The sequence below is a fragment of the Kitasatospora sp. CB02891 genome, assembly GCF_002803145.1.
Taxonomy (GTDB): domain Bacteria; phylum Actinomycetota; class Actinomycetes; order Streptomycetales; family Streptomycetaceae; genus Kitasatospora; species Kitasatospora griseola.
Genome location: NZ_NNBO01000018.1, coordinates 76,265 through 92,288, shown reverse-complemented (window position 1 = coordinate 92,288; position 16,024 = coordinate 76,265). Strand labels below are relative to the sequence as shown.

At 73.7% G+C, this 16,024-nt stretch carries 11 protein-coding genes; 8 read left to right on the top strand and 3 right to left on the bottom strand.

Annotated features, from left to right (window positions below; translation table 11 throughout):
- The first annotated feature begins 134 nt into the window (after window positions 1-134).
- The 8 genes from CG736_RS30945 (at window position 135) to CG736_RS30910 (ending at window position 9,609) form a co-directional block, all read left to right on the top strand.
- The gene (locus CG736_RS30945) at window positions 135-1,046 is read left to right on the top strand and encodes a TetR family transcriptional regulator (RefSeq protein ID WP_043910116.1); all 912 of its coding nucleotides are present in this window, start codon (window positions 135-137) and stop codon (window positions 1,044-1,046) included.
- 370 nt (window positions 1,047-1,416) lie between these two features.
- A complete protein-coding gene (gene ccrA, locus CG736_RS30940; RefSeq protein ID WP_100589452.1) occupies window positions 1,417-2,787 on the top strand; it encodes a crotonyl-CoA carboxylase/reductase in 1,371 nt (456 codons plus the stop codon).
- Window positions 2,787-4,811 (top strand): protein meaA, encoded by a 2,025-nt coding sequence (locus CG736_RS30935; RefSeq protein ID WP_100589451.1) that lies wholly within the window; start codon window positions 2,787-2,789, stop codon window positions 4,809-4,811. The genes ccrA and CG736_RS30935 overlap by 1 nt, the downstream gene beginning before the upstream one ends.
- Before the next feature lie 19 nt (window positions 4,812-4,830).
- Entirely contained in the window at window positions 4,831-5,790 is a 960-nt protein-coding gene (locus tag CG736_RS30930) for a CoA ester lyase (protein ID WP_100589450.1), read from the top strand.
- 3 nt (window positions 5,791-5,793) lie between these two features.
- Window positions 5,794-6,291 carry a MaoC family dehydratase gene (locus CG736_RS30925; RefSeq protein ID WP_100589449.1) on the top strand — a complete coding sequence of 166 codons (498 nt, stop codon included), beginning with the start codon at window positions 5,794-5,796 and terminating at the stop codon, window positions 6,289-6,291.
- Window positions 6,292-6,426: 135 nt separating this feature from the next.
- Entirely contained in the window at window positions 6,427-7,629 is a 1,203-nt protein-coding gene (locus tag CG736_RS30920; RefSeq protein ID WP_100589448.1) for an acyl-CoA dehydrogenase family protein, read from the top strand.
- Between the two features lie 437 nt (window positions 7,630-8,066).
- Window positions 8,067-8,744 carry a phosphatidylserine decarboxylase gene (locus tag CG736_RS30915; protein ID WP_043910107.1) on the top strand — a complete coding sequence of 226 codons (678 nt, stop codon included), beginning with the start codon at window positions 8,067-8,069 and terminating at the stop codon, window positions 8,742-8,744.
- Entirely contained in the window at window positions 8,731-9,609 is an 879-nt protein-coding gene (locus tag CG736_RS30910; RefSeq protein WP_369880776.1) for a phosphatidylcholine/phosphatidylserine synthase, read from the top strand. Before CG736_RS30915 ends, CG736_RS30910 begins: the two co-directional genes overlap by 14 nt.
- A 59-nt stretch (window positions 9,610-9,668) precedes the next feature.
- Here the strand turns inward: CG736_RS30910 and CG736_RS30905 are convergent, their stop codons facing one another.
- From CG736_RS30905 to CG736_RS30895, 3 genes are all read right to left on the bottom strand, one after another.
- Window positions 9,669-11,006, bottom strand: a complete 1,338-nt coding sequence (locus CG736_RS30905; protein WP_100589446.1) for a hypothetical protein — start codon at window positions 11,004-11,006, stop codon at window positions 9,669-9,671.
- A 376-nt stretch (window positions 11,007-11,382) separates the two neighbouring features.
- Window positions 11,383-12,495 (bottom strand): alpha/beta fold hydrolase, encoded by a 1,113-nt coding sequence (locus CG736_RS30900; RefSeq protein ID WP_100589445.1) that lies wholly within the window; start codon window positions 12,493-12,495, stop codon window positions 11,383-11,385.
- Window positions 12,496-12,596: 101 nt separating this feature from the next.
- Window positions 12,597-15,926 carry a hypothetical protein gene (locus CG736_RS30895; protein ID WP_100589444.1) on the bottom strand — a complete coding sequence of 1,110 codons (3,330 nt, stop codon included), beginning with the start codon at window positions 15,924-15,926 and terminating at the stop codon, window positions 12,597-12,599.
- Between the last annotated feature and the right edge of the window lie 98 nt (window positions 15,927-16,024).

The following is a 16,024-nucleotide window of genomic DNA, read 5'->3' as shown; positions in this document are numbered from 1 at the left end:
CTGCGCCGAGGCCCCCTTGGGGTGCCGGCGCGGTCTCCTCGCGGTGGCCGCGGCCCGCGGTGGTGCCGCCCGCGGCGCCGGTGCGCAGGGCCAGGCCGGCGGGGGCGGCACCGGGGGCGTGTAGCGTTCCGGACATGGATCGCCAGACCTCGCCTTCCCAGCAGCAGCAGCCGGCCGCCGGGCCGGACCAGTCGCGGTCGGGGGTGGAGTCCGGGGCGGGCAGTCGCCGGGCCGCCGCCCAGCGGCTGCAGATGCGCCAGGACCTCACGGCGGCGGCCATGCAGCTGTTCGCCACCCAGGGGTACGAGGAGACGACGGTCGATCAGATCGCGGCCGCCGCCGGGGTGGCCCGGCGCACCTTCTTCCGGTACTTCCGGTCGAAGGAGGAGGCGATCTTCCCGGACCACGACGACACCCTGGTGCGGGTGGCCGACCTGCTGGCCAGCGCCGAGCCGGAGGAGCACCCGCTGGACGTGGTGTGCCGGGGCATCAAGGAGGTGCTGCGGATGTACGCCTCCACCCCGGACATGTCGGTGGCCCGCTACCAGTTGATCCGGCAGGTCCCGGCGCTGCGCGAGCGGGAGATCGCGGTGGTCTCCCGGTACGAGCGGCTGTTCACCCGCTACCTGCTGGGCCGGTTCGACGCGGCCGAGCAGACCCCGCCGGGCTGGCAGCGCGGCGGGGACGACGACTCGATGCTGGCCGAGGTGTCGGCGGCGGCGGTGGTCGCGGCGCACAACCACGTGCTGCGGCGCTGGCTGCGGGCCGGCGGGCACGGCGACGTGGAGGCGCAGCTCGACCACTCCTTCGAGGTGATCCGGGGAACGTTCTGGCCGACCCCGCCGAGCGGCGCCCGCCGCCGCGGCACCACGCTGGCACCCGGTGCCAATGGTGACGGAGTGACGCCGGAGGACTCCGCTGCCGTGAGCGCACTGAGTGCCAGCCCGAGCGGTGAGGTACTGATCACAGTGGCCCGCACGGACGCCCCGCTGGAGACCGTGGTGGATTCGATCCGGGCCGCGCTGGCGGGCCGAAACACCATGTAATCCAGGCAGTTTCAGCAGGCGACAAGCAGAATCGAAGGCCCGTTCCCGGTTCCGGGAGCGGGCCTTCGGGCGTTCCCGCCAACCCTCCGGTCGGCGTGTCCTGACTCACTCAAGAAGTTGGCACCCCGTGTCTTTACGAGTGGCACAGGGTGCCACTACCTTGTTGCCACCGGTCGCGGCGCCGCGGCTCCCCACCTCGGCGCGCCGTCGTCCGGCGTCCCCCGACCCGGGGGGCATGCACCTGCGACTCCACCCTTTCGTCGCACCACCGCAGTACCCGACCCCTCAGACCCTCAGCGAAGCCGGTGTCCGCTCCCGGCTCCCCCAGACGCCCTGTGTCCCTCGCACAGGTACGCCTTCGGAGGCAGCCATGCAGGAAATTCTCGACGCGATCCTCAGCGGCAACGCCACGTCCGCCGACTACGCGGGCCTCGCACTGCCCGAGTCCTACCGGGCCGTGACGCTCCACAAGGACGAGGAGCAGATGTTCGCCGGCCTCGCCAGCCGCGACAAGGACCCGCGCAAGTCGCTCCACCTGGACGACGTCGCGCTGCCCGAGGTCGGCCCGGGCGAGGCCCTGGTCGCCGTGATGGCCAGCGCCGTCAACTACAACACCGTGTGGAGCTCGATCTTCGAGCCGGTCTCCACCTTCTCCTTCCTGGAGCGCTACGGCCGGCTCTCCCCGCTGACGAAGCGTCACGACCTGCCGTACCACGTGGTCGGCTCCGACCTGGCGGGCGTGGTGCTGCGCACCGGCGCCGGCGTCAACGCCTGGCAGCCCGGCGACGAGGTCGTCGCGCACTGCCTGTCGGTCGAGCTGGAGTCCCCCGACGGCCACAACGACACGATGATGGACCCGGAGCAGCGCATCTGGGGCTTCGAGACCAACTTCGGCGGCCTGGCCCAGCTCGCGCTGGTGAAGACCAACCAGCTGCTGCCCAAGCCCAAGCACCTCAGCTGGGAGGAGGCCGCCTCCCCGGGCCTGGTCAACTCCACCGCGTACCGCCAGCTGGTCTCGCGCAACGGCGCGGGCATGAAGCAGGGCGACAACGTGCTGATCTGGGGCGCCAGCGGCGGCCTCGGCTCGTACGCCACCCAGTACGCGCTGGCCGGCGGCGCCACCCCGATCTGCGTGGTCTCCAACGACGCCAAGGCCGACATCTGCCGGGCCATGGGCGCCGAGGCGATCATCGACCGGTCCGCCGAGGGCTACAAGTTCTGGAAGGACGAGAACAACCAGGACCCGCGCGAGTGGAAGCGCCTGGGCGCGAAGATCCGCGAGTTCACCGGCGGCGAGGACGTCGACATCGTCTTCGAGCACCCCGGCCGGGAGACCTTCGGCGCGTCCGTCTACGTCACCCGCAAGGGCGGCACCGTCGTCACCTGCGCCTCCACCTCCGGCTTCATGCACCAGTACGACAACCGCTACCTGTGGATGTCGCTGAAGCGCATCGTCGGCTCGCACTTCGCCAACTACCGCGAGGCGTTCGAGGCCAACCGCCTGATCGCCAAGGGCAAGATCCACCCGACCGTCTCCAAGGTCTACTCCCTGGAGGAGACCGGCCAGGCCGCCCTGGACGTGCACCACAACAAGCACCAGGGCAAGGTCGGCGTGCTCTGCCTGGCCCCCGAGGAGGGCCTGGGCGTGCGCGACCACGAGTTCCGCGCCAAGCACCTCGACAGGATCAACCTCTTCCGCGAGCTCGACGAGCGGAACAACAAGCCCAGCAGGAACATCTGATGGGCGCTCAGGAACGCGACCGCCCCTGGCTGATGCGCACGTACGCCGGCCACTCCACCGCGAGCGACTCCAACGCGCTGTACCGGCGCAACCTCGCCAAGGGCCAGACCGGCCTGTCGGTGGCCTTCGACCTGCCGACCCAGACCGGCTACGACTCCGACCACGTCCTCGCCCGCGGCGAGGTCGGCCGGGTCGGCGTGCCGGTCGGGCACCTGGGCGACATGCGGACCCTGTTCGACGGGATCCCGCTGGAGCGCACCAACACCTCGATGACCATCAACGCCACCGCCATGTGGCTGCTGGCGCTGTACCAGGTGGTCGCCGAGGAGCAGGGCGCGGACATCGCGGGGCTCACCGGCACCACCCAGAACGACATCGTCAAGGAGTACCTGTCGCGCGGGACGCACGTCTTCCCGCCCGGCCCGTCCGTGCGGCTGATCACCGACATGATCGCCTACACGGTCGCGAACATCCCGAAGTGGAACCCGATCAACATCTGCAGCTACCACCTGCAGGAGGCCGGGGCCACCCCGGTCCAGGAGATCGCCTACTCGATGTGCACCGCGATCGCCGTCCTGGACGCCGTCCGCGACTCCGGGCAGGTCCCGGCCGAGCGGATGGGCGAGGTGGTCGCCCGGATCTCCTTCTTCGTCAACGCGGGCGTCCGCTTCGTCGAGGAGATGTGCAAGATGCGGGCCTTCACCCGGCTCTGGGAGAAGGTCACCCGCGAGCGCTACGGCATCGAGGACGCCAAGCAGCGGCGCTTCCGGTACGGCGTGCAGGTCAACTCGCTGGGCCTGACCGAGGCGCAGCCGGAGAACAACGTCCAGCGCATCGTGCTGGAGATGCTGGCCGTCACGCTGTCCAAGGACGCCCGCGCGCGCGCCGTCCAACTCCCGGCCTGGAACGAGGCGTTGGGCCTGCCGCGGCCGTGGGACCAGCAGTGGTCGCTGCGCATCCAGCAGGTGCTGGCGTACGAGTCGGACCTGCTGGAGTACGGCGACCTGTTCAACGGCTCGCACGTGGTCGAGGCGAAGACCGAGGAACTGCTGGCCGGCGCCGAGGCGGAGATCGCCAAGGTGCTGGGGATGGGCGGGGTGATCCCGGCCGTCGAGTCCGGCTACCTGAAGTCCAACCTGGTGGCCTCGCACGCCGCCCGGCGGGCCCGGATCGAGGCCGGCGAGGACCGGATCGTCGGCGTCAACTGCTTCGACACCACCGAGGACAGCCCGCTCACCGCCGACCTGGACACCGCCATCATGGTGGTCGACCCGGCGTCCGAGCGCTCCGTGCTGGCCAACCTGGAGGCCTGGCGCGGCAGTCGGGACGAGGCCGCGGTGCAGACCGCGCTGGCCCGGCTGAAGGAGGTGGCCGTCACCGAGGAGAACCTGATGGAGGCCACCCTGGCCTGTGCCCGGGCCGGCGCCACCACCGGCGAGTGGTCGTTCGCGCTGCGCGAGGTGTTCGGCGAGTACCGCGCCCCCACCGGGGTCGGCGGCGCGCCGGTCGCGGTCGCCGCCGAGCCGGGCGGCGAACTCGCCGCCGTGCGCGAGGCCGTGGCCGCCACCGCCGCCGAGCTCGGCGCCGGCAAGCTCCGCCTGCTGGTCGGCAAGCCCGGCCTGGACGGGCACTCCAACGGCGCCGAGCAGATCGCCGTGCGGGCCCGTGACGCCGGATTCGAGGTGGTCTACCAGGGCATCCGGTTGACGCCCGAACAGATCGTCTCCGCGGCCGTCGCCGAGGACGTGCACTGCGTGGGGCTGTCCATCCTCTCCGGCGCGCACCCCGAGCTGGTGCCGGACGTCCTGCAGCGGCTGCGCCGCGCGGGGGTGGAGGATGTGCCGGTGATCGTGGGTGGAATCATCCCCGCAGCGGACGCCGAGGCCCTCAAGGCCACCGGAGTCGCTGCCGTGTTCACACCCAAGGACTTCGGCATCACCACCATCATCGGCCGGATCGTGGACGAGATCCGGCTGGCCAACAGGCTTCAGCCGTGGGCCGCGACCACCGCCGCGACCAGCTGACCCGGAAGGAAACTCCCCAATGACTGTGAACCGTCTCCGTCCGCGCCGTTCCTGCCTGGCCGTGCCCGGCAGCAACCCGCGCTTCCTGGAGAAGGCCCAGGGCCTGCCCGCCGACCAGGTCTTCCTGGACCTGGAGGACGCCTGCGCCCCGCTGGTCAAGGAGAGCGCCCGCCACACCATCGTGGACGCCCTGAACAACGGCGACTGGGGCGGCAAGACCCGCGTCGTCCGGGTCAACGACTGGACCACGCACTGGACCTACCGCGACGTCATCACGGTCGTCGAGGGCGCCGGCAACAACCTGGACTGCATCATGCTGCCCAAGGTGCAGGACGCCCAGCAGGTGATCGCCCTGGACCTGCTGCTCACCCAGATCGAGAAGACCGTCGGCCTGGAGGTCGGCAAGATCGGCATCGAGGCGCAGATCGAGAACGCCAAGGGCCTGATCAACGTCGACGCGATCGCCGCCGCCTCGCCGCGCCTGGAGACCATCATCTTCGGCCCGGCCGACTTCATGGCCTCCATCAACATGAAGTCCCTGGTGGTCGGCGAGCAGCCGCCCGGCTACGGCGCCGACGCCTACCACTACATCCTGATGCGCATCCTGATGGCCGCCCGCGCCAACGACCTGCAGGCCATCGACGGCCCCTACCTGCAGATCCGCAACCAGGAGGGCTACCGCGAGGTCGCCCGCCGCTCCGCCGCCCTCGGCTTCGACGGCAAGTGGGTGCTGCACCCGGACCAGGTCGCCGCCGCGAACGAGATCTACTCGCCCGGGCAGGAGGACTACGACCACGCCGAGCTGATCCTCGACGCCTACGACTGGTGCACCTCCGAGGCGGGCGGCGCCAAGGGCTCCGCGATGCTCGGCGACGAGATGATCGACGAGGCCAGCCGCAAGATGGCCCTGGTCATCGCCGGCAAGGGCCGTGCCGCGGGCATGCAGCGCACCACCAAGTTCGAGATCCCGGAGAGCTGAGCCATGCAGTTCGGACGCACCTACGAGGAGTTCGAGGTCGGCGCGGTCTACAAGCACTGGCCCGGGAAGACCGTCACCGAGTACGACGACCACCTCTTCTGCCTGCTGACCATGAACCACCACCCGCTGCACCTGGACGCCAACTACGCGACCACCACCGTGCAGGGACAGAACGTGGTGGTCGGCAACTACGTCTACTCGCTGCTGCTGGGCATGTCCGTCCCGGACGTCTCCGGCAAGGCGATCGCCAACCTGGAGATCGAGTCGCTGCGCCACATCGCACCGACCTTCCACGGCGACACCCTCTACGGCGAGACCACCGTCCTGGCCAAGAACATCACCTCGAAGCCGGACCGCGGCATCGTGTACGTCGAGACCAAGGGCTACAAGCAGGACGGCACCGTCGTCTGCATCTTCCGCCGCAAGGTGATGGTGCCGACCGAGACGTACGTCGAGGAGCGCGGCGGCGAGCAGCCGGGACGCCCCGAGCCGCTGGCCTGACGCCCCTTCCAGACCCCGGACGGGCGGGCCGCCGTCATCGGCCCTGCCCCTACCCGGTTCCCGGGGGCTCCGCGGCAGCCACGCGCCGCGGAGCCCCCCAACCCCACCCCTCTTGAGCAGTCACGGAGCCGCACGATGGGACGCCTCGCACAGACCGACGGCCTCACCGAGATCCAGCGGGACATCCTCGCCACCGTGCGGGATTTCGTCGACAAGGAGATCATTCCGGTCGCGACCGAGCTGGAGCACAAGGACGAGTACCCGACCGCCATCGTCGAGGGGATGAAGCAGCTCGGCCTGTTCGGGCTGACCATCCCCGAGGAGTTCGGCGGCCTCGGCGAGTCGCTGCTCACCTACGCCCTGGTGGTGGAGGAGATCGCCCGCGGCTGGATGTCGGTCTCCGGCATCGTCAACACCCACTTCATCGTGGCGCACATGATCAACGCGCACGGCACCCAGGAGCAGAAGGACTACTTCCTGCCGAAGATGGCCGCCGGCGAGCTGCGCGGCGCCTTCTCGATGTCCGAGCCGGGCCTCGGCTCCGACGTCTCGGCGATCTCCACCAAGGGCGTCAAGGACGGCAACTTCTATGTCCTGAACGGCCAGAAGATGTGGCTGACCAACGGCGGCACGTCCAGCGTCGTCGCGGTGCTGTGCAGGACCGACGAGGGCGGCAACACGCCCTACAAGAACATGACCACCTTCCTGATCGAGAAGACCCCGGGCTTCGGGCCGAACGAGACCGTCCCCGGCCTCACCGTGCCCGGCAAGATCGAGAAGATGGGCTACAAGGGCGTCGACACCACCGAGCTGGTGCTCCAGGACGTCCGCGTCCCGGCGGACCGGATCCTCGGCGGCGTCCCCGGCAAGGGCTTCTACCAGATGATGGACGGCGTCGAGGTCGGCCGGGTCAACGTGGCCGCCCGCGGCTGCGGCGTGGCCCGCCGGGCGTTCGAGCTGGGCATCGCCTACGCCCAGCAGCGCACCACCTTCGGAAAGAAGATCGCCGAGCACCAGGCGATCCAGTTCAAGCTCGCCGAGATGGCCACCAAGGTCGAGGCCGCGCACCAGATGATGGTGATGGCCGCCCGCAAGAAGGACAGCGGGCAGCGCAACGACCTGGAGGCCGGCATGGCCAAGTACCTCGCCTCCGAGTACTGCAAGGAGGTCGTCGAGGACTCGTTCCGGATCCACGGCGGCTACGGGTTCTCCAAGGAGTACGAGATCGAGCGGCTGTACCGGGAGGCCCCGATGCTGCTGATCGGTGAAGGTACGGCGGAGATCCAGAAGATGATCGTGGGACGCCGCCTACTGGAGGAGTACCGGCTCGCCGACTGAGGCAGTCCCCCGTACCGGGCCGGAAGACGGGCGTGCGGGCCCGCCGCCGGCCCGGCCGTGCCCGCCCCCGGCCTGGTCAGTCGGACCGCGGCGGGGCACGGCACTCGATGCGGTCGCCCGGCGCGTTTCCCCAGGTACGCGCCGGGCGACCGCTTCCGTGCACGGCCCGTGACCGGCGTGTCGCTGAGACGTGAATCACCCGTGACCCGAGACCTCTTGGGGAACCGGACTCGGTCCGGTTACGGTCGTACACATAGCAGGTGCCCGACTCGGCAGGCAGGCGTAGTTCCACTAGCAGGCGGCTTGCCCAGATACCGGCAGGTCCCGATAGCATCCACCGGGACAGCAGCCGTCCCAGACAACTCGATCCCCGCGGTGGCCCTCGTCCAGGGGCCATTCTGTGTTCCCCGCGCGGGGCCCGCGACTAAAGGTCCTCGATGCCCATCAGCCCGTCCTCTCACACCTCCGCCCAGGGATTCGCCCCCGAGGGTCGGCGTCCCCGCGTCACCATCGCGCGCGGTGCCACCCCCTGGTTCGTTCCCACGCTGGCCACCGCCGCCGTGACGACCGCCCTCACCCGGCGTTCCGGCAAGTGGGCCCTGGCGGCCGTGCCGGCCTGCGCGCTCAGCGCGGGCATGCTGTGGTTCTTCCGCGACCCCGAGCGTGAGATCGGTGCCGGCAGAGTGATCTCCCCGGCCGACGGCGTGGTCCAATCCATCGACGAGTGGCCGGACGGCCGCACCCGCGTCGCGATCTTCATGAGCCCGCTCAACGTCCACGTCAACCGCGCGCCGCTGGCCGGCAACGTGACGTCCGTCGAGCACATCGCCGGTGGATTCGTCCCGGCGTTCAACAAGGACAGCGACCGCAACGAGCGCGTCGTGTGGCACTTCGACACCGAGCTCGGCGACATCGAGATGGTGCAGATCGCGGGCGCCGTCGCCCGCCGCATCGTCCCCTACATGGACGCCGGCACCAAGGTCGAGCAGGGCGAGCGGGTCGGCCTGATCCGCTTCGGCTCCCGCGTCGACACCTACCTGCCGGCGGGCGTCGAGGTCGGCGTCACGGTCGGCCAGAAGACGACCGCCGGGGTGACTCGCCTTGACCGTGACTGATCCGGAGACCCTCGTGGGCCTCGGTGACGAGGAATCCACCGAACTTCGCCGACGCCGCTGGGCGCGGGACCGCGAACTCCGCGCCCCCCGCTCCCCGCAGCACCTGTCCACCGCCGACTTTCTGACGCTGGGGAACGCCGTCTGCGGCTTCCTGGCGATCTACTCGACCACCACCGGCATCCTGATGCCGCACCTCACCGGTGAGTCGAACGCCCCGGTCAAGCACAGCGCCGCCACCGTCGTGACGCTGCTGCTGATCGGCGCGATGTGCGACCTCTTCGACGGCCTGGTGGCGCGCAAGCTGCGCTCCTCCGCGCTCGGCGCCGAGCTCGACAACCTCGCCGACCTGATCAGCTTCGGCATCGCGCCGGCGTACTTCGTCGCGGTGTGGGGCCTGGTCTCGTCCGGTTCCAACCAGCAGCTGTCCGCGTTCATCGCGCTGACCGTGCTGCTGGCGGTGGTGCTGCGCCTCGCCAGGTTCTCGGCCGTGAAGATGCGACCGGGGATCTTCCAGGGCATGCCCTGCCCGATGGGCGCGATGACCGTCATCGCGATCGTGCTGCTCGACCCGCCGTTCCTCCCCGGCCTGCTGCTGATCTTCGGCGTGGCCTACCTGATGGTCAGCCGGATCGAGTACCCGAAGCCGCAGGGCCTGCTGGCCACCGCGACGGTGGCCTGGATCGTGGTCTCCATCGGCTGCCTGGCGGCCTGGGCCGCGGGCCTGCCCGGCGGCGACACCCTGATGCACATCGGCGCGCTCGCCCAGATCGCGCTGGCCGCGATGGCGCCGCTGCTGGTCATCCGCCGCAAGGTCGGCGAGAAGGTGGGCGTCGTCCGCGCCCGCCGCGCCGAGAACCGCGGCTGACCCGCACAGCAGGAAGCCCCCCGTTCGAATCGAACGGGGGGCTTTCGCGTTACCCGGGCTCAGGCCCCGCCGGTGTGCACCGAGAAGGCGCTGCGGCGGGCGGCGCGGGCCACGGCCGGGTCGGGGTGGACCGAGGCGACGGCCGTCAGGACGCTCGCGGCGCGCGGGTGGCCGGACTGGCGGGCGCGGTGGAACAGGCGGACGGGTTCGCCGGCCGACGCGCCCTCGACGTGGCCGACCAGCAGGTCGGTCTCGCCGTGGTCGAGGACGGCGGCGGCGGTGTCCACCCAGAGCCAGGCGGCGTCCTCCGCGCCGAGCACGTCGGCCGGGGAGGCACCCCCCTCGTCCAGCTGTTCGGCCAGCCAGAGCAGCGCGTAGGGCCGCAGCACGGCCTCCTCGACGGCGGCCCGGACGCCCTGCTCGGCGGTGGAGCCGGCCACCACCCGCAGCGCCTCGAAGGCCAGGCCGCGGACCAGCGCGTCCTCACCGCGGGCGGCTTCCAGGAGTTCGGCGACGGCCCGGTCGGCGGGGCGGGCGGCGACCCAGGCGCGGAACTCGGCGCGGGCCGGGCCGGGGCTGTAGTCGGCGCAGGCGCTGAGCAGCTCCAGGGCGCTCTGTTCGATGTGCCCGGCGGCGGTCTGCGCGACGGTGCAGATCTCCTCCAGCTTGGCGCGCACTGCCCAGTGGCCGAGCGGGGAGAGCTCGGCGGCCTCGTCCTGCCGGCCGAGCGCGCCGACGGCGGCCAGGCCGTCGAGCATCCAGTCCAGGACGGCGGCCACCTCGGCGGGCGAGTGCGGGGTGTCGATCTGCGGTTCCCGGCAGGTGCCGCGGACCGCGGAGACCGCGGAGGCGGCGTGCGGGACCGGGGAGAGCGGGAAGGTGCCGCTGCCGGGGCCGAGGCGGCGCTCGTCGAGGCCGCGGCGGAGCAGTTCGAGCAGCTCGCTGTCGGCGACCGGCCCGTCCACCAGGTGCAGGAAGGACAGCAGCTGCGGGGCCTGGTCGACGGCCTGGCCGGCCAGCTGGGCGAACACGCCGCGCAGCGCCGCGGGCGGCACGGGGGCGAGCAGCGTCCAGGCGTCGAACAGCGCGGACCAGCCGCGGACGACGGCCTCGTCGTCGCGTTCCCAGGCGTGCAGCCGCCAGCCGGGCCCGGCGCCGCCGTCGCGGAGCTCGACCAGGCCGACCAGCAGCGCCTGGCCCCAGGCGTTGGCGGCGGCGCCGACCGTCATGGCGAGGGCGCGGCCGGCGGCGCGGGCGTCCTCGGGGAGGAGCTCGCCGCGCTTGTCGACCTCGGTGAGGTCGCCGGCCCAGCGGGCGACGCGGACCGCGTCGGCGAGCATCCGGCGGGCCAGCGGGGCGAGCTCGGCGGGTGCGGGGAAGCCGTCCGGGACGGGCACTCGGCCCCGTCCGGGCTTGGCGGGTACCCGGCGGCGGTTGGCTGCGGGTACGGTGCCCTCCGCACGCCCGACGGCCGTTCCGGGCAGACGGGTCACCGTCGCACCGGTGCGGTGGGGCGGGTGCGGGGCATCACGGTCGCGCGGGTTCCGAGACGTCACGCCGTGCAGTCTTCCCCTTGCACGGGCCTTCTGTCACATCGACTGCCGGGCTGTCTCGGCGCATTGTCCGAACCGTTCGAACGGCGGGGGGACAAGCGGGTCCAAAGCGGGACGAACCACTCCGCTTTCCGGCATGGACATGGCGCTTGATGTGATCGCTCCGCGACGGGTTCGGGAACAGGACGCGGTGGGACCGGTTCCGGTTCCCCTCCCGAGGTCACAGCAGCGGGGTGAGGAAGCGGCGCAGCGCCTCGGTGTACCGGGCCGGGTCGGCGTTCCACAGCGCGGCGTGCTGCGCGTGTGGCACCGAGTGCAGGCTGACCAGGTCCGCGCGCTCGGCCGCGAGCCGCTCGGCGGCCGCCCACGGGCTGATCGGGTCGTCCGGGCTCTGCAGCAGCAGGGTGGGCGCGGGCAGGTCGGCGCCGGACGCGATCCGGGCGAAGCCCGCCAGGTCCACGCCGGTGCGGCCCTGGGCGGCGAGCGCGCCGAGTTCGGCGAGCATCGGGGACGCCCCGCCGCGGCCGGCCGCCCGGCGCGCCGACTCCGGCCAGTCCAGCACCGGCGAGTCCAGCACCAGTCCGGCGATCTGCGCCCGCCGGGCGGAGCGGGCGGCGGTGTACAGCGCGACGGTCGCGCCGACCGACCAGCCGTACAGCACGACCCGGCCCGCGCCCTGGTCGAGTGCGGCGCGGATCGCCGCGTCGACGTCCTGCCACTCGGTCTCGCCGAAGTGCCCCAGCCCGTCCGGGGAGGCGGGCGCGCCCGCGTCGCCCCGGTAGGTGACCGTCAGGGTGGGCAGCCGCAGCGTGTGCAGCAGCGGCAGCACGGGCAGCGCCTGCGAGCGGTCGGCGGCCGCGCCGTGGATCAGCACCACGCAGGTGCCGCGGATGCCGGCGGTGCGCCAGGCCGGGAAGGCGCCGAGCTCGCCGGCCACGGCCGTCTCGGAGTAGTCCAGGCCGAGCGCGGTGCGCGGATCGCCGAGCAGCACCCGGGGGGTGAGCCGGACTTCGGTGCCGACGGCGAGGGTGCCGTGCTCGGCCCGCTCCAACCGCCGGGTGACCGTCCCGCCGCCGGAGCCGAGCACCTCGCCGACCACGGCGTGGCCGCCCAGGCCCCACTCCAGCGCGTAGTGGCCGCGGCGGACGGTGTCCGGGGTCGCGGTCAGCGTGACCCGGCCCGGGCCGAGCTCGTGCACGGTGACCGCCGGCGGCGGTTCGACCGCGCCCGGCTGCACCACCTGGTCCGACATCTTCCGGCCGAGCAGCAGGAACGCCGCCGCTCCGGTCCCTGCGGCGGCGGCTGCGACGACGGCGGCGGTTCCCCAACGCATGGCGGTCTCCCGGGGGCTGGCGGGTCCTGTGCCTCCAGTGCACCCGCCCGCGGACCGCTCGGCGAATCGGGACGGCACCGGGGGTGACGCTCGGTGACCGGTCAGTCGGTGTCGGTGCGGATCGTGTGCGCCTCGTCGCGGACGTCCGGCTCGGGGTGGCGGCGCAGCTCGTGCAACAGCGCCCGCCACGGCTCGGACCAGCGGTCGCGGGCGCCGGCCCGGGCCAGGGCGACGGCGAGCACGCCGCCGGCGAACGAGCCGTCCGGGGCCAGCCGGCGGGCGGCGGCCAGCGCGGGGGCGGTCCTCGCCCACCCGTACTGCGCCTTGCGGCCCAGCTCCTCGGCGGCCCGCACGGCGAGCGCCGGACGGTCCGCCAGCAGCCGGACCAGCCGGTCGCCCAGGTCCTCGGCGCTCACGTCGACCGCCCCGACCAGCAGCTCCACGGCCGGCCGGCGCAGCGCGGGCTCGACCAGCAGGACGGCGGCGGCGGCCCGGCACACCGCCGCGGCATTCGGGTTGTTCCAGGAGTGGAGGAACAGCCGGTTCTGCAACCGGGCCAGCCGCTCGCGGCTCCGGTCCTCCCCCGCGCCGACGGACGCCGCCAGAGCGGTCAGCACGCCGCTGAGCACGCTGCCGGGCGCGCAGCCGCCCAGCGGGTGCGGGGTGTCGCCCAGGGCGATCACCGCGAGGGTCTCGGCGGCCGACTCCCAGCGGTGCCGGTCGTCCGGATCGAGGACGGTCCGGGCCAGCCCGGCGACCGCCTGCGGAACGTGCCCGGCGAGGTCCGCGAGGCGGGTGCGGGCGGCGTCCTCGACCGACCGGTCGCCGCTCTCCAGCAGGCCGGCGACCAGTTCGGCGTACCGGGGGTGGTCGGCGGGCGGCAGGCGGTGCGGGTCGACTTCGGTGAGCCGTCGACGCTGGTCGGGGGTGCCGTGGGCGGCGATCTCGGCGAGCAGGGCCCAGCGCAGTTCGCCGGTCGGCGCCGGGGTGTCGTCGGCCCGGCGGTCGCCGAGCCGGTGCAGGGTCTCGGCCAGCGCGGCGGTGCGGACGTCCGGGTGCCCGTCCGGGGCCCGGACGGCGTCCAGCAGGAGGGTCGCGGCGGCCTCGGCGGGCAGGTGGCGGGCGGCCAGGCGGACGGCCTGCTTGCGGCTGGTGATCCTGGCGGGCGCGTCGCCGAGCGCCGGCGGGCGCAGCAGGGCGGCGAGCGTCCCGGGCGGGGTGTGGCGGGCGGCGCGGTCGGCCGCGTGCAGCGCGACCCGGGCGCGGTCGCCGGCGGCCCGGGCCAGCAGGTCGGGCAGCACGGCGGCGGGGTCGTCGGCGGTCGGCAGGGCGGCGAGCGCGGTCTCGGCCAGCACCGTGTCCGGGTGGCCGGCCCAGCGGCGGAGCAGGGCCGCGCCGTGGCCGGGTATTCGGGCGGCGGCCCGGAGCGCCGCGGCGCGCTCCTCGACGGGGCGCTGCGGGTCGTCGGCGACGGCCGCCGGCCCGGCGGCCGCGGCCTGCTGCTGACGGGGTGTCCAGCGGTCGGCGGTGGCGGTGTCCGGCGGGGTCGGGGCGGTCAGCAGGCGGTCGACCAGGTCGGTGCGGACGGCGGCCAGGGCGGCGGTGAGGCCGTCGAGGCGTTTGCTGCGGCCGGTGGCGCCGGGCCCGGCCTGGGCGGCGTCGCGTTCCAGCAGGTCGAGGAGGGCGAGCAGGTCGGGCAGCGCGGCCGGGTCGACGGGCAGCAGGGCCGTCGCGCGGCGGGCGGCCGGATCGCTGCCGCCGCGCACCGTCCGGATCAGCAGGTCGGCGAGGTTGCGCCGGGTCCGAGGGCCGGCCGCCTCGGCGACGGCGAGCAGCAGGGTGGCGTCGGCGGTCGCGGCCGAGCGGTGCAGGGACGGGCGGAGGGCCTCGACGACGGCCCGTTCGCTGGCTCGCGGCAGGTCCAGGCCGGGCGCGCCGGTGCGTTCCAGGACGTGGCCGGCCCAGTCGGCGAGGGCCGTCCCGGCGTGGTGGCGCCCGAGGACGGCGACGGCTGCGGCAGTGAGCGCGGCGCGGGTGCGGTCGGAGCAGTCGCGGGCGGTGAGCGCGTCCTCGGCGAGGCGGTGCAGGTCGGGCGCGTGCTCGTCCCGCAGGCTCCGGGACAGTTCGACGAGGGCGGCGGGCGCGGCCCGACGGACCAGGTCCTGTTCGTTGCGCAGGCGGCGGGTGAGCGTCAGGAGCTGCTGCACGGCCGCCGGGTCGCCGGAGAGGCCGGCGTTGCGGATCAGCAGACGCCAGGCGTGGGCCCGGTCCTCGGGGTCGGGGGCGCCGGTCCCGGCGAGCAGCTGGGGCCGGGCCTCCTCGGGCGGCAGCAGGGCGATCAGCCGGTCGGCGCTGTCGTCGCCCCCGTCCGTCGCCCGGCACAGGCGGTCGATCTCGGCCCGGGCCCGGACGTACCGGTCGGCGGCGGGCAGCAGGGCGAGCGCATCGGCGTGGCCCGCCCACCGGCGGCCGGTGTCGGCATGCGCGGCGTCGTGGAACGCGGTGCGGCGCCCGGGCGGCAGCGCCCGCAGCAGCTCCAGGTCGTGGCCGACGCCCTGGTGGGCGAGCTCGGTCAGCGACGGCGGGGCGGCCGCGGCCAGGCGGCGGGCGACGGCCCGGCGCAGCGGCGGGTCGTGCCGGCTCCGACCGGCGGTGATCAGCAGCCGGACGGTGCGCTCGGCGTCGGCGTCGACCAGGTCGGCGAGGCGGTCGCGCAGCGGGTTCGACAGGCTGCCCCCGTGCCACCGTTCCAGCAGGTCGAGCATCCGCAGCGGCCGGTGCCGGGCGGCGGCGGCCAGGCCCCGGGCGTGCCGGGCCCAGGCGTCGCGCCGGCTCGCCCGGGCGGCGAGCTGGGGCTCGACCGCGTCCAGCACGGCCTGCGGATGCCGGTGCCCGAGCGCGGCCGTGACGGCTACGGCGTGCACGAAGGCCGGGAGTTCGACGGCCACGAACCCGGGCGAGCACAGCGGCAGCAGCGGCGCGGCGGCCACCGGCCCGTGACTGCGGCTCAGCGCCGTGACCAGCCGCTCCGCGAGATCCGACCGCCCCGAGCGGAGGACCGCCCCGACCAGCTCGCCCCGGACGGCCGTGGGCGCGGCGAGCACCGCCCGCTCCACCGCCTCGTCCGGCACCGGCAGCCGACGGATCGCCCGCTGCGCGTACCGGCGCACCACCGGATCGGGGTCGGCGAGGCGGGCCGTGAGGTGGACGGTGTGCCGCCCGGCCTGGGCGGCGAGTGCCGCCAGCCGCCGGCCGTAGGTGCCGTGGTCCTCCAGCTCGTCGAGCAGGGCGGCGAGTTCGCCGGTGGCGGCGAGGGCGTGGGCGGTGCGGGCCACCGTCCGCAGTCGCTCGGCGTGGGGCAGTGGCTCCACGGCGGCGAGCAGGCGGTCGGCGGAGGAAGCGGCGTGGATTGTGTGGATCGTGTGGATCATCGTGCGTGATTCTTACCGGCCGACCGGGCCCGGCACCAGTCGCCCCCGCTGTCGCCCCGTCGTTCCGGGCGGTGCGGCAGCGGCGACGCCCGGCAGGC